This is a genomic window from Janibacter sp. HTCC2649, from assembly GCF_000152705.1.
Classification (GTDB): domain Bacteria; phylum Actinomycetota; class Actinomycetes; order Actinomycetales; family Dermatophilaceae; genus Knoellia.
Genome location: NZ_CH672413.1, coordinates 2,046,736 through 2,070,419, shown reverse-complemented (window position 1 = coordinate 2,070,419; position 23,684 = coordinate 2,046,736). Strand labels below are relative to the sequence as shown.

The 23,684-nt window shown below is 67.4% G+C and carries 23 protein-coding genes; 9 read left to right on the top strand and 14 right to left on the bottom strand.

The window, feature by feature from the left end; translation table 11 throughout:
- Positions 1-43: 43 nt before the first annotated feature.
- Positions 44-1,399 carry a Na+/H+ antiporter NhaA gene (nhaA, locus tag JNB_RS09885; protein WP_009776311.1) on the bottom strand — a complete coding sequence of 452 codons (1,356 nt, stop codon included), beginning with the start codon at positions 1,397-1,399 and terminating at the stop codon, positions 44-46.
- Between the two features lie 172 nt (positions 1,400-1,571).
- Here nhaA and JNB_RS09880 point away from each other — a divergent pair, with 172 nt between their 5' ends.
- The gene (locus tag JNB_RS09880; protein WP_050766698.1) at positions 1,572-2,375 is read left to right on the top strand and encodes a glycerophosphodiester phosphodiesterase family protein; all 804 of its coding nucleotides are present in this window, start codon (positions 1,572-1,574) and stop codon (positions 2,373-2,375) included.
- Here JNB_RS09880 and JNB_RS09875 read toward each other — a convergent pair.
- Complete coding sequence (locus tag JNB_RS09875; protein WP_040884559.1) at positions 2,341-3,513, bottom strand: MFS transporter; 1,173 nt, start codon at positions 3,511-3,513, stop codon at positions 2,341-2,343. The genes JNB_RS09880 and JNB_RS09875 overlap by 35 nt on opposite strands.
- A gap of 142 nt (positions 3,514-3,655) precedes the next feature.
- Here JNB_RS09875 and JNB_RS09870 point away from each other — a divergent pair, with 142 nt between their 5' ends.
- Entirely contained in the window at positions 3,656-4,114 is a 459-nt protein-coding gene (locus JNB_RS09870) for a MarR family winged helix-turn-helix transcriptional regulator (protein WP_009776308.1), read from the top strand.
- 78 nt (positions 4,115-4,192) lie between these two features.
- Here the strand turns inward: JNB_RS09870 and JNB_RS09865 are convergent, their stop codons facing one another.
- Positions 4,193-4,816, bottom strand: coding sequence for a TetR/AcrR family transcriptional regulator (locus JNB_RS09865; RefSeq protein ID WP_009776307.1), 624 nt, complete (start codon positions 4,814-4,816; stop codon positions 4,193-4,195).
- Positions 4,817-4,976: 160 nt separating this feature from the next.
- On the opposite strand from JNB_RS09865, the gene JNB_RS09860 reads away from it, so the two are divergent.
- The 3 genes from JNB_RS09860 (at position 4,977) to JNB_RS09850 (ending at position 8,521) form a co-directional block, all read left to right on the top strand.
- Positions 4,977-5,768 (top strand): SDR family NAD(P)-dependent oxidoreductase, encoded by a 792-nt coding sequence (locus JNB_RS09860; protein WP_009776306.1) that lies wholly within the window; start codon positions 4,977-4,979, stop codon positions 5,766-5,768.
- 88 nt (positions 5,769-5,856) lie between these two features.
- Complete coding sequence (locus JNB_RS09855) at positions 5,857-6,984, top strand: DUF5938 domain-containing protein (RefSeq protein WP_009776305.1); 1,128 nt, start codon at positions 5,857-5,859, stop codon at positions 6,982-6,984.
- 4 nt (positions 6,985-6,988) lie between these two features.
- Positions 6,989-8,521, top strand: a complete 1,533-nt coding sequence (locus JNB_RS09850; protein WP_009776304.1) for a long-chain fatty acid--CoA ligase — start codon at positions 6,989-6,991, stop codon at positions 8,519-8,521.
- Between the two features lie 75 nt (positions 8,522-8,596).
- Here the strand turns inward: JNB_RS09850 and acs are convergent, their stop codons facing one another.
- From acs to JNB_RS09835, 3 genes are all read right to left on the bottom strand, one after another.
- On the bottom strand, positions 8,597-10,579 hold the full coding sequence (gene acs / locus JNB_RS09845; RefSeq protein ID WP_083784463.1) for an acetate--CoA ligase: 1,983 nt from the start codon (positions 10,577-10,579) through the stop codon (positions 8,597-8,599).
- Positions 10,580-10,736: 157 nt separating this feature from the next.
- On the bottom strand, positions 10,737-11,480 hold the full coding sequence (locus tag JNB_RS09840; RefSeq protein ID WP_009776302.1) for an ABC transporter permease: 744 nt from the start codon (positions 11,478-11,480) through the stop codon (positions 10,737-10,739).
- Positions 11,477-12,406: an ABC transporter ATP-binding protein gene (locus JNB_RS09835; protein WP_009776301.1), complete on the bottom strand. Its 930-nt coding sequence runs from the start codon at positions 12,404-12,406 to the stop codon at positions 11,477-11,479. Before JNB_RS09835 ends, JNB_RS09840 begins: the two co-directional genes overlap by 4 nt.
- A 202-nt stretch (positions 12,407-12,608) precedes the next feature.
- Between JNB_RS09835 and JNB_RS09830 the strand changes: the two genes are divergently transcribed.
- Entirely contained in the window at positions 12,609-13,556 is a 948-nt protein-coding gene (locus tag JNB_RS09830; RefSeq protein ID WP_009776299.1) for a hypothetical protein, read from the top strand.
- A gap of 79 nt (positions 13,557-13,635) precedes the next feature.
- Here JNB_RS09830 and JNB_RS09825 read toward each other — a convergent pair whose 3' ends face one another.
- Together JNB_RS09825 and JNB_RS21665 are read right to left on the bottom strand one after the other, a co-directional pair.
- On the bottom strand, positions 13,636-14,466 hold the full coding sequence (locus tag JNB_RS09825) for a hypothetical protein (protein ID WP_009776298.1): 831 nt from the start codon (positions 14,464-14,466) through the stop codon (positions 13,636-13,638).
- Positions 14,467-14,600: 134 nt separating this feature from the next.
- Positions 14,601-15,203 (bottom strand): DUF6318 family protein, encoded by a 603-nt coding sequence (locus tag JNB_RS21665; RefSeq protein ID WP_040883683.1) that lies wholly within the window; start codon positions 15,201-15,203, stop codon positions 14,601-14,603.
- Between the two features lie 253 nt (positions 15,204-15,456).
- Here JNB_RS21665 and JNB_RS09815 point away from each other — a divergent pair, with 253 nt between their 5' ends.
- Positions 15,457-16,350: a phenylalanine 4-monooxygenase gene (locus tag JNB_RS09815; protein ID WP_009776296.1), complete on the top strand. Its 894-nt coding sequence runs from the start codon at positions 15,457-15,459 to the stop codon at positions 16,348-16,350.
- Between the two features lie 89 nt (positions 16,351-16,439).
- Here the strand turns inward: JNB_RS09815 and JNB_RS09810 are convergent, their stop codons facing one another.
- On the bottom strand, positions 16,440-16,976 hold the full coding sequence (locus JNB_RS09810) for a hypothetical protein (protein ID WP_009776295.1): 537 nt from the start codon (positions 16,974-16,976) through the stop codon (positions 16,440-16,442).
- 416 nt (positions 16,977-17,392) lie between these two features.
- Between JNB_RS09810 and JNB_RS21910 the strand changes: the two genes are divergently transcribed.
- Positions 17,393-17,770 carry a hypothetical protein gene (locus JNB_RS21910; RefSeq protein ID WP_237700639.1) on the top strand — a complete coding sequence of 126 codons (378 nt, stop codon included), beginning with the start codon at positions 17,393-17,395 and terminating at the stop codon, positions 17,768-17,770.
- 83 nt (positions 17,771-17,853) lie between these two features.
- On the opposite strand, the gene JNB_RS09800 is transcribed toward JNB_RS21910, so the two are convergent.
- From JNB_RS09800 to JNB_RS09780, 5 genes are all read right to left on the bottom strand, one after another.
- A complete protein-coding gene (locus tag JNB_RS09800; RefSeq protein ID WP_009776293.1) occupies positions 17,854-18,393 on the bottom strand; it encodes a DUF6036 family nucleotidyltransferase in 540 nt (179 codons plus the stop codon).
- Positions 18,390-18,947 carry a helix-turn-helix transcriptional regulator gene (locus JNB_RS09795; protein WP_009776292.1) on the bottom strand — a complete coding sequence of 186 codons (558 nt, stop codon included), beginning with the start codon at positions 18,945-18,947 and terminating at the stop codon, positions 18,390-18,392. Before JNB_RS09795 ends, JNB_RS09800 begins: the two co-directional genes overlap by 4 nt.
- Positions 18,948-19,094: 147 nt before the next feature.
- Complete coding sequence (locus JNB_RS09790) at positions 19,095-20,741, bottom strand: cation acetate symporter (protein ID WP_009776291.1); 1,647 nt, start codon at positions 20,739-20,741, stop codon at positions 19,095-19,097.
- 3 nt (positions 20,742-20,744) lie between these two features.
- Complete coding sequence (locus JNB_RS09785; protein WP_009776290.1) at positions 20,745-21,086, bottom strand: DUF485 domain-containing protein; 342 nt, start codon at positions 21,084-21,086, stop codon at positions 20,745-20,747.
- 321 nt (positions 21,087-21,407) lie between these two features.
- Positions 21,408-22,292, bottom strand: a complete 885-nt coding sequence (locus JNB_RS09780) for a helix-turn-helix transcriptional regulator (RefSeq protein WP_009776289.1) — start codon at positions 22,290-22,292, stop codon at positions 21,408-21,410.
- Between the two features lie 131 nt (positions 22,293-22,423).
- Between JNB_RS09780 and JNB_RS09775 the strand changes: the two genes are divergently transcribed.
- On the top strand, positions 22,424-23,641 hold the full coding sequence (locus tag JNB_RS09775; protein ID WP_237700638.1) for an MFS transporter: 1,218 nt from the start codon (positions 22,424-22,426) through the stop codon (positions 23,639-23,641).
- Positions 23,642-23,684: the final 43 nt, after the last annotated feature.

The following is a 23,684-nucleotide window of genomic DNA, read 5'->3' as shown; positions in this document are numbered from 1 at the left end:
TCACCTTTGCAGGTTGTGACGGGCTGGTGCGACTGCCCCGACCTTACCGAGTGGTATCCGGCCGGGGTGAGCCGTCCACCTCGGACCGGTCCTGGAAGGCATCGGGGACGCCGTCGCCGTCGTCATCGACGGTGTCCTCCTGCGCGATCCGGCGATAGATGGCGTTGCGTCGGCGCAGCACGATCGAGGCCAGGACAGCCGCCAACACGGAGCCGGCGATGACCGCGAGCTTCGCGTGCTCGTCACGCGGCGACCCCGGCCCGAAGGCCAACTCGCCCACGAGGAGCGACACGGTGAACCCGATGCCGGTGAGCAACGACAGCCCCACGACGTCACTCCAGGACAGGTCGTCGTCGAGTTCGGCGCGGGTGAAGCGGGCCATGACGTAGGTGCTGCCCAGCACGCCGATGACCTTGCCGAGGACGAGGGCCAGGACGATCCCGATCGCGACCGGGTCACGCAGGACCTCGCCCACCCCTCCGCCGACGACGGTCACACCGGCTGCGAAGAAGGCGAAGACCGGTACCGCCACCCCCGCCGACAGGGGCCGGAGCCGGTGCTCGAACCGCTGGGCCACATCCGTCTCCGCCGACAACGTCGACACCGACGGCACACTCGCCCGCGGCTTGACCGGGACGATGAGGCCGAGGAGCACTCCGGCCACGGTCGCGTGGATCCCCGACGCGTGGACCAGCGCCCAGGTCGCCAACGCCAAGGGCACGAGCAACCACGCGATGGCGATCCGCCGCTGCACGAGGAACCCGAACGCCGCCAGCGGCACCAACGCCAAGAGCAGCGCGGTGACGTCGAGCCCGGACGTGTAGAAGATCGCGATGATCGTGATGGCGATGAGGTCATCGACGACGGCCAGGGTCAGCAGGAACGAGCGCAGCCCCGAGGGCAGGTGTGACCCGATGACCGCGAGCACGGCGAGGGCGAACGCGATGTCCGTCGCCGTCGGGACCGCCCAGCCGCGCAGCGCCTCCGCGTCGCCGCCACCGACGAGCACGACCACGGTGAAGACGATTGCCGGCACCGCCACGCCAGCAGCCGCGGCGATGACGGGCACGGCCGCCTTGGCCGGACTCCGCAGGTCACCGACGAGGAACTCGCGCTTCAGCTCGAGCCCAGCGACGAAGAAGAAGATCGCCAACAACCCGTCCGCCGCCCACTGCCCGAGCGACAGCTCGAGGTGCCACGGCTCGAACCCCACGCGGAACTCGCGCAACGCGGCATACGCCTCACGCCAGGGTGAGTTCGCCCAGACGAGCGCGGCAACCGCTGCGACGAGGAGGATCGCGCCGCCGACGGTCTCGGTGCGCAAGGCCTTGGTGACGGCCTGGTTCTCGACCCAGGTCGGTCGACGGAAGAGGCGATCCTGGTGCTTGCGGGTGGTCATGAGGCCCTTTCGGGGTCGATGGCAACGTTGCCGACCAGACTTCCCGGCGCACCTGACGTCCATTCTAGCGGCGGGTCGCCGAGGTCTGCTCCGCTGAACTGTGGGTGAACAGTCGGCGGTATGCCGTGTGCCCGTCATCCGTGGTCCATCTCGCCTCGCGACCATGGTTGTCATGGCGTACCCCTCGCAGGTCGGCCCGCTCGCCATCGCCCACCGCGGTGGCGCAGGACTCGCACCAGAGAACACGTTGGCGGCGTTCGCGCGGTCGACCGCCCTCGGCATCCGCTACCTCGAGACCGATGTCCGCCTCACGAGCGATGGCCAGCTCGCGTGCTTCCACGACGAGACACTCGACCGGGTGACGACGGCGCGTGGTCCGGTGCGGGGCCACACCATGGCCGACCTGCGCCGCCTCGGCGTCGGTGGTGAACCCGTCGTCACCCTGTCCGAGGCGTTGGAGGCCTTCCCTCACTCGAGGTTCACGGTGGACCTCAAGGAGGCGGAGGCGATCGTGCCGATGGCACGGGTGCTCACCAGCCGCTCCGTCGGTGAGCGTGTCTGTGTCGCGGGGGCATGGGATGGCTGGTTGCGTCGTCTGCGCGAGCTCGCACCCCATGCGCACACTGCCCTGGGTTGGCGCTCGCTCACGACCCTCATCTCCTGTGCCCGGGCCGGCGTGAGCGCTCCGCGGTGGGTGCGCACCGCGGAGTTCGCGCATGTGCCCGTGTCGCTCGGCCGGGTGCCGGTGTTCGTCGACCGGCTCGTCGACAAGGCGCACGCACACGGCATACGCGTCATCGTCTGGACCGTCGACGAGCCGGCGCTCATGGACCGGCTCCTCGATGCGGGTGTCGACGGCATCATCACCGATCGCCCAGACCTGTTGCGGGAGAACTACATTCGCCGCGGCATCTGGGAGCCAATGCCAACGTTTCCCACCCTCAGGTCCGAACCCGCTCCGCGACGAGCAGGGTGACCAAGGCGGCCGCAGCCATCGCGGCACCGGCCCAGATCGTCGACACGTAGCCCAGTCCGGCCGCGATCGTCACGCCGCCGAGCCAGGCGCCCAGGGCGTTGCCGACGTTGAACGCCGCGATGTTGGCACCGCTCGCCAGGGTGGGTGCGGAGCCGGCATACGTCATGATCCGCAGCTGCAGACCGGGCACGGTGGCAAACCCGAAGGCACCCATGAGCACGAGCGAAACCATTGTGGCGACCTGCGATTCGGCTGTGAGCGCGAAGCCGATCATGACGACGGTGAGGATCGCGAGCACCGTGATGAGGGTGCGCGGCACGGAGCGGTTGGCGGCGCGTCCGCCGAGCAGGTTGCCGACGAACAGGCCGACCCCGAAGAGGATGAGCAGCCACGGCACCGCGCCGCTCGAGAAGCCTGAGACCTCGGTGAGCGTGAACGCGATGTAGGTGAAGGCCCCGAACATCCCGCCGAAGCCGAGGACGGTCACGAGCAGCGAGAACCACACCTGGCGGTTCGCAAAAGCAGACAGCTCATGGCGTATGCCGGTCGGCTGGCTTGCGCCGTCGGCTGCGCCTTCGTGGGCGTGGTCGTTGACCGAGGCGGGCACGAGGGTGGCGATGGCGACGAGCGCGAGGATGCCGATGGCGGTGATGGCCCAGAAGGTCGAGCGCCAGCCGTAGGCCTGACCGAGAAGGGTGCCGAGTGGGACGCCGAGGACGTTGGCGGTGGTGAGCCCGGCGAACATCAGCGCGATGGCGCTGGCCGCGCGCTCCTTGGTGACGAGGCTCGCGGCGACGACCGAGCCGATGCCGAAGAAGGCGCCGTGACACAGGGCGGCGACGATCCGGCCGATCATCATCAGCGTGTAGTTCGTGCCGACGGCAGAGAGCAGGTTGCCGATGATGAAGAGCACCATGAGGCCGATGAGGACCTGCTTGCGGGGGAGCCTGGCCGCGGCGAGGGTGAGGCCGACACCGCCGACGGCGACGCTCAGCGCGTAGCCGGAGATGAGCCAGCCGGCCGCGGTCTCGGTGACGTCGAAGTCACGGGCCACCTCGGGGAGCAGGCCGGCAATGACGAACTCGGTGAGTCCGATGCCGAAGCCGCCGACGGCGAGCGCAAGCAGGCCGAGCGGCATACGCCGCTGTGTGGTCGTGTCCTCGGGCAGTGCGAGCGTGGACGCCACTGCGGTTCCTTCCCAAACGAAATATAGCGCGTGTGCAACTACCAAGAGGACGTTAGTTGCACACGCGGGATATTGCAAGCGCTACTATTGGGCCATGGGTATCTCCGATGACGCGGTGCAGATCCGGTCCCAGGGCTGGCGGCGGCTCGCTGCGCTGCACCAGATGATCGAGTCCGAGTTGGAGCGCGCGCTGCAGGACAAGCACGCTCTCTCGGTCGTCGAGTTCAGCGTCCTCGACTCGCTCTCGCGACAGGACGGCTGGCACATGCGCATGTCCCAGCTTGCCCGCGCCGCGGCACTCTCGCCGAGCGCTTCGACGCGTCTGGTGAACCGACTCGAGGATCGCGGACTGCTCACACGAATCCTCTGCGATGACGACCGGCGGGGGATCTACACCGAGCTCACGGCGCCCGGTCGGGCCCTGCTCAAGAAGGCCCGACCGACGCACGATCGCGCGCTGGCCGCCGCAGTGGAGGCGGCCGAGGTGACACCTGAGCTCACCGATCTCGTCGCCGCCCTCCCCGAGCTCACCGGAGCGCTGACCGCCAGCTGAACGACCGACTTCGTGCCCGATACGGACACGCTCGCTGCGCTCGCGTGTCCGTGCGGGGCACGAAGTCGGGGGGTGGAGTCAGGCGAAGAGGCGGGGGAGGAGCTTGATCGTCGTCGCCTTCAGGTCGTCGAGGACGCCGTCGACGCCGGCGATGTGCCGGAGCAGGGCGCGTTCGAAGATGCCGTCGAGCATGGCGTAGGCCGTGGCGCTGGGCACGGTGAGGCTCGTGTCGCTGAGCTCTGCATAACGCGCGAGGACCCGCTGGATCATGGACTCGAGGCTCGCGTCGATCTCGAGGACGTCGTGACGCATGGCCTCGTCGAACATGCTCTGGGTGCGCAGGTCGTACCAGAGGCGGTGCATCGCCGCGTCGTCGACGATGGTCTCGGCGAGCTTGGCGGCGAATCCGGTGACCAGCTCGTCCGGGGTGGTGGCCGAGGCGACGACGTCGTCGTAGCGGGTAACGCACGTGGCCTTGTAGCGGCGCACGCTGGCAATGATCAGCTCCGCCTTGTCGCTGAAGTAGTAGTGCACGACTCCGTGGCTGAACGTCGAGTTGGCCGCGATCTCTCGCAGCGAGGTGCGCGCGAACCCGAGCTCCCCGAGGGTGACGAGGGCGGAGTCGACAAGCTCGTCGCGGCGGTTGGCCGACTTCTGGGCACGGCTGCGCCCTGGCTTCGACGTGGTCGCGTGGACGGACATGGGCGCCACTCTACGGTGCGCAAAGTTTTCTGACCAGATGGTCTTGACGAGTGTCAAGACTTTGGGCAAGGGTGAGCCCACGGCCCCCTGAGGGGTCGGGGTCCGCCCATCGACGTGATGGACCCGGGCCACCGCCAACTCTTGAAGAAGCGAGAAGCCCATGACTTCGATCGACCTCACTGGTCGCGTTGCCCTCGTCACCGGTGGAGCCCAGGGACTGGGCGAAGGCATGGCCCAGGCGCTCGCCGCCGCCGGTGCCCGCGTGATGATCGCCGACCTCCAGGAGTCCGGAGCCGACACCGCAGCCGCTCTCGGTGAGGGCCACGGCTTCGTCAAGCTCGACATCACCGACGACGGCGCGTGGGAGGCCGCCGTCGCCGCGACCGTCGAGCAGCTCGGCGGCTTCGACATCCTCGTCAACAACGCCGGTGTCGAGATCACGTCGCTCTTCACCGAGATCAAGGCCGACGACGTCCGCGCGATGCTCAACGTCAACATCCTCGGCACCACGCTCGGCATCAAGCACGGCCTGCGCGCGATGCGACCCGACGGCGCCGCAGGCAAGGGCGGCTCGATCATCAACATCGCGTCGGTCGCCGCGACCATCGCCTTCCCCGGCATCGGTGTCTACTCGGCCACGAAGTCGGCGGTCGACCGGCTCACCCGGGTGGCCGCCATGGAGGCCGGCAAGCTCGGCTACGGCGTGCGGGTCAACTGCATCTATCCCGGACTCGTCCCCACCGCCATGGGCGCCGGCCTGGCCAACGACGTCGCGGCGATCGGGCTGTTCGAGTCGGCCGACGCGGCCGTCGCCGCGGTCATCGACCAGACCCCCAGCGGGCGGTTGGGCCAGGTCGACGACATGGCGGACGCCGTCGTCTTCCTCGCCTCGGACGCCTCGAAGTTCATCACCGGTGCCGGCCTCGCTGTCGACGGCGGCATGGGGATGTAAAGGACGCCTCCGCCCACCGTGCGCGACACGCCGCGGTGGGCGGACGGCATACCCGAATTCTTTTCTCTTGCAACACGAAAGGCACACCATGAGTGACAAGCCCGTCGTCGTCTACGGCGCCTCCGGCTACACCGGACGCCTCGTCTGTGAGTACCTCCGCGAATACGGCGTGCCGTTCGTCGCGGCCGGTCGCAACGAGGACCGACTCAACGAGTCGATGAGTTCCCACGTCGCCGGCATCGAGACCGCTGACTACGAAGTCACAGTCGTCGACCACGACGTCGAGGCCCTCACCGAACTCTTCAAGGGCGCCAAGGTCGTCCTCAACACGGTGGGGCCCTTCAGCAAGTGGGGTCCGCCGGTCGTCGAGGCAGCTCTCGCCGCGGGGGTTCACTACACCGACACCACGGGTGAGCAGGACTGGCTCATCACCTGTGACGAGAAGTGGGGAGAAGCCTTTGCCGACAAGGGTTTGCTGCTCTCGCCGGGCATCGCGCAGATGTACACGACCGGTGAGATCGCGGCTCAGGTCGCCCTCGAGAAGCCGGGACTGGACACCCTCGACATCGCAGTCTTCTGGGGTGGCAGCCCGACGATCGCCTCGACCCAGACCATCCTCGTCAACGCCGCGACGTCCACTGCGCACTACCTCGAGCAGAACCAGCTCGTGGCCTTTGACGCTGCGGCCGGGCTCGTTCCCCTCGTCGTCCCCGGGCAGCACGAGCTCGCGCTCTCGCTGCCCTGGGGTGGCACGTCGCACCCGATCTGGTTCAGGCGCGACCCTCGGGTGGCGAACGTCAAGGCCCAGGGCGGCGTCTTCAACACGGCCCTCATGCACGGCGTGCCCCAGATCGTCGCGGCTGCCCTCGAGGCGACCAAGGACATGTCCGAGGAGGATCGCGACGCCGCGCTGACGGCCACAGCCGCTCAGGTCATGAACCAGATGCCGCCGCGCGAGAACCCCCGCGTCAACAAGTCCCTCGACTCGGTGCACGCCTCCGGGCCGCTCGGTCGGGCGCACTGCGTCATCCACGGCAACAGCAACTACAAGCAGACGGGGTTGCTGCAGGCCTACGCGGCATACAGCCTCCTTCAGGCTCCGCCCAAGCGCGTCGGGTTCGCGTCGGGTTGCCAGGCGTTCGGCCACCGCGAGCTGCTCGGGGTGCTCCGGACCTTCGGTCTCGTCTCGGAACCCGTTCTCACAGTTCAGGATTGAGCCCATGCGCCTCGTCAGCTTCCTCGACAAGGGCGCCTCGCTCGACCCGGCTGCGCCGTGCCTCGTCACGGACGACACAACCATGTCGTATGCCGCGGTGCAGGCGACGTCGTATGCCGTCGCTGCCGCTCTGGTCGGGTCCGGCGTCGCACCGGGCCAGTCCGTCGCCATTCTCTCCGCGAACGACCCCCTCGGCTTCTCGACAGTGTTCGGGATCAGCCGGGCCGGGGGTGTCTGGTGTCCGATCAACCCACGCAACGAGGCCGCCGAGAACGCGGAGCTGTTGGCGTTGTTCGACTGCGTGGTGGTCATCCACCAGCAGTCGTTCGCGCCGATGGTGGCGGCCATCCGGGACTCCCTGCCAGAGGTGCACACCTGGGTGTGCTTCGACGGGGAGGTCCCGGAATCGTTGACCTGGGACGAGTTCCTGAGGCGAGGTGGCGAGGTCGAGACCGTCGATCGCCCCGCTGTCGATGACGTCGCCATGATTGTCGGCACCGGTGGCACGACGGGCCGGCCCAAGGGGGTGGTCCTCACCGGGGCCAACCTCGAGGCGATGACCGCGATCACGCTGATGGGCTATCCGTTCGAGGGCGTGCCGACCTATCTCGCCCTCGCACCACTCACCCACGCCGCCGGTGTCCTGTGCTTTCCGATCCTCTGCCGCGGCGGATCCATCGTCATCATGCGTGCCCCGGACGTCGGCGGCTTCATCACCAACCTCGAGAAGCATCGCGTGACGCACACCTTCCTGCCGCCGACGCTGATCTACATGGTGCTCGGCCACGAGTCGCTCGACGGCGCGGATCTGTCCTCGTTGCAATGCTTCTGGTACGGCGCCGCGCCCATGTCGGTCGACCGGTTGCGGGAGGCGCTGACCCGGATCGGGCCGGTCATGGCCCAGCTCTTCGGACAGACCGAGGCGCCGATGATGGTCTCGCTCCTGCCACCCCGCGAGCACTTCACGCCCGATGGCCAGATCGCGGAGTCGCGCCTGGCCTCGGCCGGACGCCCCGCGCCCCTGGTCACCGTCGCGATCATGGACGACGACGGCACGCTGCTGCCGGCGGGGGAGCGCGGCGAGATCGTCGTGCGCGGCTCGCTCGTCATGCGCGGCTACCACCGCAACCCCGAGGCGACGGCCGAGGCGTCGCGCCACGGCTGGCACCACACCGGTGACATCGGCTACCTCGACGACGACAACTACCTGTTCATCGTCGACCGCGCCAAGGACATGATCATCACGGGCGGTTTCAACGTCTATTCCACGGAAGTCGAGCAGGCGCTCATGGCGCACCCCGGCATACGCGACTGTGCAGTTGTCGGGCTCCCCGACGAGAAGTGGGGCGAGCGGGTCGTCGCCGTCGTCCAGGCCCAGCCCGACGCCGAGCCTGAGCCCGCCGCCATCATCGCCTTCGTCAAGGAACGGATCGGCAGCGTCAAGACCCCCAAGGACGTCTGGGTCTGGGAGGACCTGCCGAGGTCCAAGGTCGGCAAGGTCCTCAAGTCCGAGATCAAGACCACCCTCCTCGCCTGACCTACACCGACTTATTGCGCAATCCGTCGTCACTCGCTGCGCTCGCTCCGACGGATTGCGCAATAAGTCGGCTTCTCAGTCGGAGGAGTCCTTGGACAGGCCCTGCTGGATGAGGTTCATGACCGAGGAGTCGGCCAGCGTGGTGACGTCGCCGATGTCGCGGTTCTCGGCGACGTCCTTGAGCAGGCGGCGCATGATCTTGCCCGAACGGGTCTTGGGCAGCTCGGGAACGACCATGATCGAGCGCGGCTTGGCGATCGGCCCGATCTCCTTGGCGACGTGGTTGCGCAGCTCCTGCACTGTCTCGTCCCCGTTGTCCTGCGCCCCTCCGCGCAGGATGACGAAGGCCACGACCGCCTGACCGGTCGTCTCGTCCGAGGCGCCGACGACAGCGGCCTCGGCCACCGACGGGTGCGACACGAGAGCCGACTCGATCTCGGCGGTCGAGAGGCGGTGGCCCGAGACGTTCATGACGTCGTCGACGCGACCGAGGAGCCAGATGTTGCCCTTGGCGTCGTACTTGGCGCCGTCACCGGCGAAGTAGTACTTCTCGCCGAACCGGCTCCAGTAGGTCTCCTTGTAGCGGTCCGGGTCGCCCCAGATGCCGCGCAGCATCGACGGCCAAGGCTTGGTGAGCACGAGGTAGCCGACCTTCTCGGCCTCCGTGAAGGGCTTCCCCTCGTCGTCGAGGATCTCGGCGCTGATGCCGGGGATCGGGCGCTGCGCCGAACCCGGCTCGAGCGTGGTCACACCCGGCAGCGGGCTGATCATGATCGCGCCGGTCTCGGTCTGCCACCAGGTGTCGACGATGGGGGCCTCGCCGCCACCGATGTTCTTGCGGTACCAGAGCCAGGCCTCGGGGTTGATCGGCTCACCGACCGAGCCGAGGACGCGGACCGACGACAGGTCGAACTTCGCGGGGATGTCATCGCCCCACTTCATGAACGTGCGGATCGCGGTGGGTGCGGTGTAGAGGACCGACACCTTGTACTTCTCGATGAGCTCCCACCAACGCCCCTGGTGCGGGGTGTCCGGCGTGCCTTCGTAGAGGACCTGTGTCGCACCGTTGGCCAGCGGCCCGTAGACGATGTAGGAGTGACCGGTCACCCAACCGATGTCGGCGGTGCACCAGTAGACGTCCGACTCCGGATGCACGTCGTGCACGACGGAGTTCGTGTATGCCGTCTGCGTCAGGTAGCCGCCCGTCGTGTGCAGGATGCCCTTCGGCTTCCCCGTGGTCCCGGACGTATAGAGGATGAAGAGCGGGTGCTCGGCGTCCATCGGCTCGGCCGTGTGCTCGGGGCTCTGCTTGTCGACGACGTCGTGCCACCAGACGTCACGGCCGTCGGTCCACTCGACCTCGGAGTCGGTGCGCTTGACGACGAGCACCTTCTCGACGGGGGTGTCGCCACCGGCGACTGCCTCGTCGACGGCCGCCTTGAGCGGTGCGGCCTTGCCGCGACGCCACTGACCATCGGCCGTGACGACGATCTTGGCCTCGGCGTCGTTGATGCGGGTGCGCAGGGCCTCGGCCGAGAAGCCACCGAAGATCACCGAGTGCGGGGCGCCGAGACGCGCACACGCGAGCATCGTCGCGATCGCCTCCGGGATCATCGGGAGATAGATGACGACGCGGTCGCCGGTCTGGACGCCCAGCTCGATGAGAGCGTTCGCCGCGCGGGACACGTCAGCCAGCAGGTCGGCATACGTGATCGTTCGGGTGTCGCCGCCGGCGCCCTCGAAGTGGATCGCGACGCGGTCGCCGTTGCCGGCCTCGACGTGTCGGTCGACGCAGTTGTAGGCGACGTTGAGCTCGCCGCCGACGAACCACTTCGCGAAGGGAGCGCCGCTCCAGTCGAGGGTCTGGTCGAAGTCCTTGCTCCACGTGATGCGCTCGCGGGCCTGACGCGCCCAGAAGGCTTCGTAGTCGGCGTCGGCCTCGGCGTAGAGCGCCTCGGTGCCGTTGGCCTGGGCCTTGAGCTCGTCGCTCGGGGAGAGGTCGAGCTCGGCCAGGTGGCTGGAGAGGTTCTCGTCGGTCACTTCGGGGCTCCTCGTCATGGGGGACTGCGATACGGGACACGTCTTGGTGCCCAGCCAACCGTGTCCGGCCCCGTGCATCAACAGTGGGTCCGCTCCTTGTCGCCCGGAGGCGGGAGACCTGCGACGGACGGTGCGCCGAGCGGCATACAAGGACAGACGGCGTATGCCGTCCAGTTCACTCCCAGCGGAAGGACCGGATCGCGAGTCCCCAGAGGACGACGAGCCATCCGCTGATGACGGCGAGGTGCTCCCACGAGGGCGAGAAGCCGGCGGCCGCCTCCTGCAGGGCGAGGGCGGCGGCGCCCAGTGGCGTCCACGAGACGATGTCGCCCAGGAGCCCGGGCATGGTTTGGACGGGCAACCAGACGCCGGCGGTGAACATGAGTGGGAAGAGCACAACCGACCCCAAGGTGGTGGCGACCTTGGTGGTGCTCGCGACCCCGGCGACGAGCGCGCCGACGGCGAGGCAGACCGCGAGGATGAGCAGCAGCACGAGGACATAGGCCAGGGCGTCACCCGGAAGGGGAACGCCGTGGGCGACCTTGGCCAGCGTCAGGGCGAGGGCGCCACCGAGGATGGCGGCCCCCGCGTGGATGGTGAACTGCGCGAAGAGCAGGTGGCCCGGGCGAGCAGGAGTGGTCGCGATCCGGCGCAGGATCCGTTGCTCCCGGTAGGCCGCGAGCACGATCGGCATCGTCGAGACACCGGCGAACAACATCGCCATCAGGATGGCGATCGGGACATAGAGCGTGATGAGGGGGACGCCGTCGAGATCCTTGATCGGCTCCTTCATCGCGGGGACGAGACCGAGCAGTCCGACGACGATGCTCGGGAAGGCGATGATCCAGAAGAGGGCGCCCGGCTCGCGCAGGAAGAGCCTGAACTCGGTGCGGATGAGAGCGCCGGTCGGTGAACTCATGACGGCACCTCGAGGTCTCGCTCGGGCGCATGGTCGGTGAGGTCGAGGAAGGCGTCGTCGAGGGTGGAGTCGACGATGCGCAGCCGCTCTGGCCGGACGCCTTGCGCGGTGAGCCAGGCGAGGACATCGAGGACGGCGTCGTCGTCGAGGCTGAGTTCGACGCGGCCCCCATCGCGACGGCGGGCGGAGGTCACGCCCGCCAGGTCTGCGAGGAGGCTGACGTCGAGTCCGTCGGGCGCGGCGAAGCTCATCATCGTCGGGGCGGTCGTGCTGCCGATGAGCCCGTCGGGGGTGTCGAGTGCCGTGATCTGGCCACGGTCGATCAGTGCGACACGGTCGCAGAGGTGGCGTGCCTCATCCATGAAGTGGGTGACGAGGACGATCGTGATGCCGTTGTTGCGGGCCTCCTCGATCAGGCCCCACACGGCGCGCCGGGACCTCGGGTCGAGCCCGGTGGTCAGCTCGTCGAGGAGGGCGATGCGCGGCCGACCGATGAGGGCAAGGGCGATGGCGAGGCGTTGCTGTTGACCGCCGGAGAGCTTCCCGTAGCGGGCATCGAGCTTGTCGCCGAGGCCGAGTCGTCCGGCGAGGGAAACGCCGTTGACGGGGTTGGGGTAGAAGGAGGCATAGAGCCCGAGTGCCTCGCGGACCGTGAGCTTGGCCTGGAGGCCGGCCTGCTGGAGCTGCACGCCGAGGACGGGGGTGATGCCGGTGCGGTCCCGTGCTGGGTCCAGTCCGGCGACGCGCACGGTGCCCGCATCAGGCGTGCGGAGGCCGGCGATGCACTCCACCGTCGTCGTCTTGCCCGAGCCGTTGGGTCCGAGGATGCCCAGGATCTCGCCCTCGGCCACGTCGAGGTCAATGCCGTCGACCGCCACGACCTTGCCGTAGGTCTTGCGGAGGCCCCGCACCTCGATCATGGTCATGGGTCTTGAGCATGCCGCACGGCCGCGACGGACGGGTGCATTCCGTGCCCCAGACGGACCTGCACTTCGTGCCCCAGACGGACACGCGAGCACAGGCGCCGATGTCCGTCCGGGGCACGAAGACGCAGGAGGGTCACGGGTTCGGGTGATCCGGACCGCTTCTGACGCCTTGGGTCTGGCGACTCGCAGTAACCTCGAGTTCATGGGCGACGCAAAGACACACGCCGACGTCACAGCTGACGCCGACACCACCGCGACTGGCACGAGCACCGCCACCACCGCGAGCACAGCGACATCAGAGACCGCGACGCCGGCGGCAGTGAGCGAGGCTCCGGCGACTCCCGTGGTCGCGCGTGACTGGAATGCGCTCGCGGGGAAGGTCTGGCCCATCGCCGCCATGGCGCTCGCGGTTGTCCTGTGGTGGCCTGCCGCGTTCTCCGGCACGGGCGACTGGATGACCCTTCCGGTCAGCGCGAAGACCGGCTCGTTCCTCTTCCTCGGCACTCTCGTCGGCGCTGCGGTCGTGTCTGCCCTGGTGAAGTCCCCGTGGCCCCGCTTTGGCAGTGCGTTCGGACTGACCGCCATCGGCTGGGTGATGACGGACGTGGCTCCCGGACTTCCGGGAGAGCGGACGGCGCTTGCTGCCCTGGCCGGGCTCGGCATGCTGCTCGGCCTCTGGGTCGGCGCCCGGGCTCACGGCGGACCCGTGGCGATCGCCAGCTTCCTCGCCTTGGTGGCCGGGCTCTCGCCGGCGACCTGGGGGAGGGGCCCGCTCCTCACGGTGGCGGTCGCGTTGCCGTTCTGGGTCGCGAGCAAGGACCGCCTGGCCCCGACCATTCTTGCGGTCGTTCGAGTTGTCCTCACGTGGCTCTTTGCGGTGCTCATCGCCGTGGGGTTGCACGCCGGGTGGTCCAAGCTGCGTCCGGGAGTGCTGGGCGATGATCCGCTCGAGGCGGCGAAGGTCGTCGGGCGCGAGTTCGTGACGTACCTGCGCTCCCAGTGGTCGGAGATCGTCGAGGCATCCGCTCGCGCCTACACCGACTGGATCTGGCTCGCTGTCGTGCTGGCGATCGTGTTCGTCGTGGCCGCCGAGGTCCTCAAGCGTCAGTGCGCGAAGACGAGCACCACGACGAGCACCAAGGCAAAGTGACCGCCTGACCTGAGCGGCGCACCTTGCGTCTGCGCATCTGGTGGTGAGAACAGCCGCATGCGCAGACGCAAGGTGTGCGTCAGCCGTTGTTGTAGAGGCGCGCCTTGGCCTCACGAACGGTCAAGTTCACCGGCGTCCCCTGGACGGTGACGGTCTCGGGGATGGTCATCCAGGCGCCGGTCCCGAACCGGAAGCGGCCGCCATAGAAGGTGTCAACGCGCGTCGCCATGGTGCCCGGCCGCTTGTACGTCCAGCGGATGTCGCCGTCGGGGTGGGGGCCGCCCAGCGACGTGGTGGGGCCGCTGCTGTTGCCGTCGCCGTAGACGTAGGTGAGTGAGCGCGCCAACGGCTGGATCTCGAGGCGGTACCCGAGAAGGTTGGTCACGTCACTCTCGTCGGGCCCGACACCGGCTTGGGGCCACGTCGCCGCGAAGTAGGTCGGGAGGTTGACGAGGGTGACGTTGCCGACGGGCTGGATGCTCACGTCGCCCTTGGCGAAGTCGATCTCCCGGAACGCCTTGAGGACCTGCGCCATCGTCGGAAGGGCGTTGCCAGGGAGCAGTTGCGGGTAGCAGGTGACGCCCCAGACGTGCCACTGCCCCTGCGCACCCGGTGCGGGAGCCATGGTCGACCCGCCGGGAACCGGCACCGCCGAGCCCGGCCCGGTGCTGCTGCCACTCGGCAACGGAGCGGGGGCATTGGTCCGCTGCACCGGCACCATCAGGCGGCGAAGGACGACCGCTTGGAACTGACCGTTGGTGCAGGCCTGCGCGGCGGTGCCACAGCCAGCATCGGGGTTGGTGTTGCCGGTGGCGCAGTTGATGTGGGTCTTGTACTCCCAGCGCGGCACCGGCTTGCCAGTGGCCGCCGCGGCCGCAGCCTTCGCTGCTTCGTCGCGCGCCCCTTGCATCTGCCTCAAGGTCAGCTGGACTTTGGATCCGCCGCCCGTGGTTGTTCCTGTGGTTGTTCCAGGTGGAGGAGCTTCTGGCTCCGCGGAGGCCGGACCGGTTCCACTCACCGCGATCGCAAGAAGTAGTGAGGCGGTCACATATTTTCGATGTCGTACATCTGCCATGCGTCGTTCACCCACTTCAACGCGGCGCCCTTCTTCGTGCTCGCTGCAGGGACGGTGTTCGTCGTTTTCTTGCCATGCTGATAGAGCGTTTGTGACGCCTCCACATAGGTGAAGTTGACGATGACCTTCGGATCCGAGACCTTCGTCGCGAGGGCGGCGTTCTCGATGCGAATACCCGACTGACGCAGACTCCATCCGCCCTTGGCGTACTCGGCGAACAGGGCCTGAGTCTTCTTGCACGCGATGCAGTCCTTGTCCGCGTAGGCGAAGAGGTTTGGCGCATTCGGTGGATCAAGGAGTGCCTTGTTCGACAACTCGAGGAAGAACGTGAGGAAGGCGATGGCGCCGGCTTCGGTGCGGGCTCGTGCTGCTGCCGGGACGCTCGCGTTGGTCGACGGCGACGGGCTCGCGGACGCCGACGGGCTCGTCGAACCCGAGCTCGACGGCGACGCAGCCGACGTTGACGCGCTCGGCGTTGGTGTCGCAATTGGCTCGTCCTTGTCGCTGCACGCGGTCAACGCGAGCGCAGCGATGGACAGCATGGCCGCAGTACGGCCCCAGGTCTTGTTCACGGATTTCCCCACCCGTCGTGTGTCAAGGACTGCATCCAGTTTAGAGAAAGGTGCGCACAGCGCGACTTGAGTTGTCCACAGGGAGGCGAGCGGGCGGCATACCCCGTTCTTTGGTCTGTTGGACAAGATGTCGGGTATGCCGTCACTCAGGCTGGTCGGAACGTGCACTCTGTGCCCAGTGTGTCCGGCAACGGTGTCGCTTTGCGCTGTCGAATGGTTCCCTGAGGTCAACACGACCACAAGGAGGTGGGCCATGTTCGAAGAAGGCCAGCTGTACTCGCCCGTGACCCGGCGCGAGGACGGGACCGTTGAGGTCCACCTGAGTGACAACCACCCTGGGCGCGACGATCCCGCCTACATGGAACGTCGCGGTGAGATCGCAGCAGCCGCGATGTCTTGGACGCGCGGCGAGCCGATCCCGGTGATCGACTACGCAGAGGCCGAGCACGAGATCTGGCGGACGGTGAGTCACCAGCTTGCGCCGAAGCACGAGAAGTACGCGCACAGTGAGTACCTCGCGGCCAAGCACGCGCTGCGTCTGCCGACCGAGCACGTGCCCCAGCTGCACGAGGTGAGCGAGCGGCTCGAACCGCTGACCGGATGGACCTATGTGGCCGCGCCGGGGCTCGTCCCGTTGCGCGACTTCTATGGCGACCTCGGGGCGAACACGTTCAACTCGACGCAGTACCTCCGCTACGGCACCCAACCGCTCTACACGCCCGAGCCGGACATCATCCACGAGGTCATCGGGCACGGAAACCAGCTCGCCTCACCGCGATTCGCGCGGATCACCGAAGCCGCGGGCAAGGCGTCGCTGCGAGTGGAGACTGACGACGCGATGAAGTTCATCGCCGACGTCTTCTGGTTCTCGATGGAGTTCGGCATCATGCGCGAGCACGGCGAGGTCAAGGCCTATGGCGCCGGGATCTTGTCCAGCTATGGCGAGATGGACGAGTTCGGGCACATGGAGCACCGGGCGCTGGACCTGGTCGACATGGGCACGCTCAACTACGACATCACGAGCTATCAGCCGGTGCTGTTCTGCGCCGAGGGCATGGACCAGCTCGAGGATGTCGTGGGCACGTTCTTCGACGAGGTCGACGACGATCTCGCGGCCCGGCTGCGCGCCGAGGCCGACGCCCGCTGAATGTGAAGTCGAGGTAGTACGAAACGCCGAACCCAGTCGACCGGGCTCGGCGTTTCGTACTACCTCGACTTGCGTGAGGCGGGATCAGGTCACCACTTGTGGGCGACGTCGATGACGAGGCGGCTCGTGCCGGTTGCGGTGTCGTTGTAGCTGAGCACCCGGAAGGGCAGCTTCGCCCGCACCCCGAGAGCGATCGTGGACTGGCCCTCGAACGAGCCGGCCCACTTGACCTCACGGAACGTGGTGAAACCCGAGACGTTCGGCATCGCCGGCGCCGTCGTGTTGCGCGAGGCCCTGGTGATGACCTGCAGAGCAGCACCACCGGCGACGGGTACGGGGTTGCCCGAGCCGTCCTGGGTGACGACCGAGACGTAGCGGACGTCGTAGCCCGTTGCCTTGCCCTTCTGGTCGATGACGAGTCGGTCGTAGCAGTCGTGCCGGCCGGCGCGGAGGCCCGCGACGGACGTGACGTTCATGGTCGCGTTCGTCTTGGCGAGCGAGCCCCAGGTGATGCCGCAGTAGGGAGCGGCAGAAGCGGTGGTGGCGCCGATGGCGGCGGGTGCGGTGGCAGCTGCGAGGCCGATGGCCAGGGCGGCGGCACTTCGTCGGATGGTCCTGCGGTTCATGGTGTCCTCCTGCGTTGGTGTGCCTATACGGAGAAGACGCGTATGCCGCCCTGCCCGGTTGACACAGAAGGAGACTCGAGGGCCCCACCAGATACCTGCTGCCTGATTTCCCTCTGAACGAGGACGTGTCTGAGACGATCCTTGTCGTGTCTGGTTCCCGTGGTGCATCCGAGGTCGCCCGGTGGAGATCCCAAGATGACGTCTGGATCGATCACGCCACTCTCGTCGACTCGGATGAGGAGTGGCTCAGGTCCGCCAAGCGAGTGACCCTTTGGGCGGTGAAGCATCCGGTCGACTTCTTGGCACGACTGCCACGTTTGGAATTCTTGGACATTCGCGGCGGGTCTGGCGCCAGCATCAGCCGAGTTTCGGGCTGTCGGGCACTACGTGTGCTCGTCGTCAACCAGGTCCGTGGCATGAGTGACCTCACCGCCATTGGACAACTCGCCACTCTAGAACTGCTCAGCCTGTATGGCTTGCCACGCGTTCAGTCCCTCCCGTCGACTGAACGATTGCGATCGTTGACCCGCGTCGAACTGGGCTCGATGAAGGGGTTGTCCTCGATCACCCCTATCTTGGCGGCGCCCGGGCTCCAAGAGCTCCAACTGTCTCGGATGGTCAAACTCGACACCCACGATGTGTCGGCCATACGAGAGCACCCAAGCCTTCTCCGTTTTGGTTGGTTCGCCGAGGACGTGCCGGACAAGACTTGGAAACCAGTGGTGGACGCGATCGCTAAACCCGCTCCCCGATCCCTGAGGCCCGAAACCTGGCTCGATCAGCACCCAAGCTGAATGTTGTCGTTTGCCCCGTCGCGCGTGATCCGTGAAAGAGCCGGCCTCCACGTCCCACAGGGCAGCGTTCGGGCCCCTTCCCATCAGTGTTTGGGGCGCCGTGGGATCAAGGCGTGGGCGTCGGACTTCACGTCTTCCAAGGTGGTCAGCAGCTCGAGTGCATCCGTTCCATATGCCTCGTGCGTCAGCAGGATCGCTTCGTCCGGGTCAACTTGCAACGCGTTGGCCAGTGCAACGATGTCCCCTCGGTCGCGCGCTCGGCCCGCCGCCAGTTTCATGGCGAGAAGTTGCTCGAGTGACGCCAACTGAACTCGCAGCCCAGGGGAGGTGGGCGGTGTGAGGGCATCCGCGGGGATGGGCGGGAGGAAGGGGCGAGCAGCACCGTTGAGCCACCCCTCCGGCAGGCCGAGCTCGTCGGCCATCTGCGCGATGATCTCGGCCAGGCGAACCTCGGATGTGATGCCATCGATGTCTTGGGTCCGGCGTTCGGTCTCGGGAAGGTGAAGTGAGATCGCGGCGCCTCCGACGACGTAGACCGTCGCCGCGATCCCCGCAGCGCGAAGTCGTTCGTCGAGTTCGTCCAGCAGCTGTCGGATTTGCGTTGCGTCGAAGTCGAAGTTCACGCCGTAACCAACTCGCGCTCGTTGATCTCGATCCCGAGCCTGGCGAGGTTCTCGTCCAAGTGCCGTCCCGGCTTCACTGGCAATGGGGCCCAAGGTTCGCGCAGGGGCATGGGAGCGGCGAGCCACTTGGGAATCGGCCGCCCATCGCGGGCACTCTCACGCAGGACTGTGTGGGCCAAGGTCTTCCAAGGGCCAGTCAAAGGGCGCCGTGGGGATCCCGTGGCCCAGATCGCGCGGCGAGCGGGGGTGCTCAGTGCGAGTGACTGGTCGCGTCCTTGGAGCAGCATTCGCATCGCCCACATCGGATCAGACTCGGAATATGAGGCGACTGCGTCAATGACGTCTGCGGCTCGCATCCAGGTGCGGTTCTCTGCCTGGCCTGCTGCGTCTTCGAGCTCGAGCAGAACCAGGGCTGAGGGGATGGTGCGTCCGGCCAAGTAGTCCCCGAGTCGGGACGGCGTGCACCCGACGGCGTGGGCGGCCTGGCTCCGGTTGAAACCGGCAGCGTCGATGAGCGCCGCAAGGCGCTGACGAAGGCGGTAGTGCGAGTCCATACCAACGATCATATACCCAAATTTGGGTAGTCATATGGCCGGGCGAAGGTTGGCAGCGGGAGGGGAGCGGGCGGCATACGCCGCACAACGTAGTGTGCCCCAGCGGTCCCGGGAAGGGGCCGCTGGGGCACACGAGTCAACCGAGGGTCAGTGGTCGAGGGCCTTGCCCACGCCGTGACCGGTGAGGCTGCGCACCTCCATCTCGGCGTACTTCTGCGCGTTGTGCTCCTTGCTCATGACGGTTCCGAGCCAGCCGAGGAAGAAGGCCAGCGGGATCGTGACGAGACCAGGGTTGTCGAGCGGGAACCAGGAGAAGTCGATGTCCGGGTTCGTGATCATCGACGGGCTGAGGCCGGTCTTGGGATCCGCCGGCTTGCCCGACACGACCGGGCTGAAGATGATCAGGCCGATCGTCGAGATGAGTCCGCCGTAGATCGACCACAGTGCGCCCTGGGTGTTGAACCGCTTCCAGAACAGCGAGTAGAGAATCGTCGGCAGGTTGGCCGAGGCCGCGACAGCGAACGCCAGGGCGACCAGGAACGCGATGTTCTGGCTCTTGGCGAACATGCCACCGAGGATCGCGACGAGGCCGATGACGACGGCCGCGATGCGAGCGACCCGCACCTCTTGGTCAGACGTGGACTTGCCGCGCTTGATGACTTCCTTGTAGATGTCGTGCGCGTAGGTGGCCGAAGCCGTGATCGTCAGACCAGCGACGACCGCGAGGATCGTGGCGAACGCGATACCCGAGACGATGCCCAGCAGGGGCGAACCGCCGAGGTGGAACGCGAGCAGCGGTGCGGCCGAGTTGGCCTTGCCAGGTGCGGCGTTGATCTCGGCCGAACCCACGAGGGCTCCGGCGCCGTAGCCGACGACGAGCGTCAACAGGTAGAAGCCACCGATCAGCCAGATGGCCCACTCGACGGACTTGCGAGCCTGACGCGAAGTCGGGACCGTGTAGAAGCGCTGCAGCACGTGCGGCAGACCGGCGGTGCCGAGCACCAACGCGAGCGACAGCGAGATGAAGTCGATCTTCGTGGTGGTCGAGGCGCCGTACTTCACGCCGGGAGCGAGGAGCTTCTCGCCCACCTTCGGGTTCTTGTCGACGGCTGCCTGGAGCAGGGCCGAGAAGTTGAAGCCGTACTTGCCGAGCAGCCAGACCGTCATGATCGCGGTGGCCGTGATGAGCAGGACCGCCTTGATGATCTGGACCCAGGTCGTGCCACGCATGCCGCCGATGAGAACGTAGGCGATCATCACGAAGCCGACGAGGGCGATGACGAGGTTCTGCGCCGTCTCACCCGAGACACCGAGGAGCAGGGACACGAGGCCACCGGCTCCAGCCATCTGCGCGAGCAGGTAGAAGAACGACACACACAGCACCGAGATCGCGGTGGCGATGCGGACCGGGCGCTGCTTGAGGCGATAGCTGAGAACATCAGCCATCGTCAATCGCCCTGTGTTGCGCATCAGTTCGGCGACGAGCAGCAAGGCGACGAGCCACGCGACGAGGAAGCCAATCGAGTAGAGGAAGCCGTCATAACCCTGCAATGCGATGGCGCCGGCGATGCCGAGGAAGCTCGCGGCCGACAGGTAGTCGCCAGCGATCGCGACACCGTTCTGGCGACCGGAGAAGCCACCACTGGCGGTGTAGAACTCGCCGGCCGACTTCTTGCCCGACGCCAGCTTGATGATGATGACGAGGGTGACGAGGACGAAGCCGATGAAGATCGAGATGTTGAGGGCGGGGGAGCCGACTGCCGCCGTGGTGTCGGCGGTGATGAGGGAGGTCATGGCTCAGTGCTCCTTGTCGCCGTCGAGTCGGGCACCCAGGGCGTCGGCCAAGGGGTCGAGCTCACGGTTGGCCCACCGGGCATAGATGAAGGTGATGGCGAAGGTCGTCACGAACTGGCCCAGGCCGAACAGCAGCCCGATGTTGATGTTGCCGAAGACCTTGGTGCCCATGAAGCCGGGCGCGAAGATCGACAGCAGGACGTAGACGAAGTACCAGACGAGGAAGAACGCCGTCATGGGGAAGACGAAGCCGCGGAACTTGCGGCGCAGGTCCTGGAACTCGTCGGTGGCTTGCAGTGCGACGTAGGGGTCCTCGTCACTGCCAATGCGAGCGTCGTTGCTCACGGGTGCACCTCCAGTGGTCGGTCCCGGTTGGGGTCCGGGTCACCCCACACTGTCGATGCATGGGTATGCCGTCCGCTCCCGTTCGTGACCGCCTCTCGCCGGGCGGATGCGCACCTTCGTTCGGTGGCTGAGGTCCTCGCGCCGAGCGGCAGGTGAGGTGCGACGAGCGGTCAGGCGGGCGGCATACGCGCTGCTGGTTTCGTTGGGTCGGACCCGACCGGGCACAGCGCGCGGCAAACGACGGTCTGTCGGGGTCTGCTGAGCGTGGAACCGGAGCGATTCGAGCCCTTTGCCGCTCACCGTGCCCGGCGTGACGCGGTCTCAGTGCTGGCTGGGGGTGTTACGTGCCGGCGCCGGCGCGGTCAGTGAGGCCAGCAGGGCGAGGGCTTCGGCGGTGCGTGAGGCGGGTTCGGCTGCGTAGATGGTGAGCGTCAGACCCGGCTCGGACAGCATGTCGACGCTCTCGTAGGCCAGGTCGAGGTCGCCAACTGCGGTGTGGTGGAAGGTCTTGGTGCCGGCTCCGTGGAGTCGCACGTCGTGCCGACCCCAGCGCAGGCGGAAGTCGTCGCTGCGGGTCGACAGCTCACCGACAAGGTCGTGCAGGTGGGGGTCGCGCGGGTCCCGACCGGCCTCGGTGCGAAGGATTGAGACGCACGTGTCCGCGGCGGTGTCCCAGTCCCTGTAGAAGGTGTGCGAGTCCTCGTCCAGGAACGTGTAGCGGGCGAAGTTGGGCACGGGCCCGGTCGCGCGCTCGTAGAGGGAGGCGTGCATCGCCCGACCGAGCTGGTTCGTGGCGAGCAGGTCCATCCGACCGTTGCGGACGATGGCGGGTCCTCCGGTGATGCTGTCGAGTACCCATTGCAGCGTCGGGGGAGGCGTCCACACGGCCCGAGTTCGGCGTCGGGGGCTGGCCAGCGGGCTGGAGCCGGCCGCGGTCTGGGCGAGGTGGAAGAGGTGCTCGCGCTCGGCGTCGTCGAGTTGCAGGGCGCGCGCAATCGCCTCCAGCACAGAGGGACTCGCGCCGGCGATGGCCCCACGCTCGAGCTTGGAGTAGTACTCGATGCTGACGCCGGCGAGTGCTGCGACTTCGCCGCGACGCAGGCCCGACACCCGACGCTGGCCGACATCCGGGAGGCCGACGTCGCGTGGCGTGAGTTTGGCCCGTCGCGTGGTGAGGAACTCGCGGACCTCGGATCGGTTGTCCATGGGTTTCACCGTAAGGCGTCGCGGAGGCGTGAGGGATGCCCTGCCGGTACACCTCTTAGCGGTGACTTCCTGCGGTCTCGGAAGTTCGGTGTCATGGATGAAGACCGCACTCGAACTGGAGGAAATCCACCTTGTCCACGCAAGCCGCACACCGCGCACCCGGCCTCGAGAGCAGCGATGGCGTCTCCCGCGAGCCGGCCCGACTGCCGTTGGCTGCCCTGTTGGTGATGGCCCTGGTCGGCTTTCTCCTCATCGCCACCGAGACCATGCCCGCGGGACTCCTGCCACAGATCGCCGCGGGGATGAGCATCAGCGAGGGACTGGCGGGTCAGTTCGTCACGGCCTACGCCCTCGGAACGGTCATCGCCGCGATTCCGGCCGTCGCCCTGACGCGGAGGATGCGCCGCAAGCCGGTCTTCGTCGTGGCCGTGCTGGGGTTCCTCGCGGCCACCGGCGTTGTTGCGCTCTCCGGGAACGTGGGGCTGTCCCTCGGGGCACGCTTCGTGGCGGGCGCGTTCTCCGGACTGATCTGGGGGATCACTGCGGGCTACGCCCGCCGCATCACCGCCCCGGAGTATGCCGGGCGGGCACTTGCGATTGCGTCGCTCGGCACGCCGATCGGGCTGGCCGTCGGGACGCCGTTCGGCTCCTGGCTCGGCACGACCTTGAACTGGCGCTGGTCCTTCGGGGCCTTGGCGATCCTGTCGCTCATCACCGTTGCGCTTGTTGTGGTCCTCGTCCCCGACGCGCCCGGCCAGGCCGCGACCTCCCAGATGTCACTGCTGAACGTCGTGCGTCTTCCCGGCGTTGCGGTGATCCTGGGGGTGATCGTCGTGTGGATGCTGGCGCACAACACCATGTACACCTACATCTCCGCCTACCTGCGCTCCGGCGACCTGCAGCTCTCGGTGGACCTCGCGCTGATGACCTTCGGTGTCGCGGCGCTGATCGGCATCGGCATCACCGGCGTCGTCATCGATCGCCTGCTGCGACCCTTGGTGCTGGCCAGCATTGGCCTGTTCATCGTGGCGGGCGCCGTCTTCATCGTTGGTCGCGAGTCGCTCGTCGCCGTGGTGGCCGCGATCATCCTGTGGGGGTTGGCCTTTGGCGGTGCGGCGGCTCAGCTGCAGACCGCCATCAGCATGGCGAGCGGCGAGAACGCCGACGTCGCGAACTTGATGCTCGGAGTCGCGTTCAACCTCGCCATCTTTGGTGCCGGGATTCTGGGAGCCATCGCGCTCAGCGCCTTCTCCGGGCTGGTCCTGCCTCTGGTCATGGTTGGCCTCGCCGCGGTCGCGCTGACCATCGCGCTCGCCGGGCGGCGCTCAGCCTTCCCGCTGAAGCCATAGGCCTCCATGGAACGGCTGTGGCAGCGACCCACTGACCTCACGG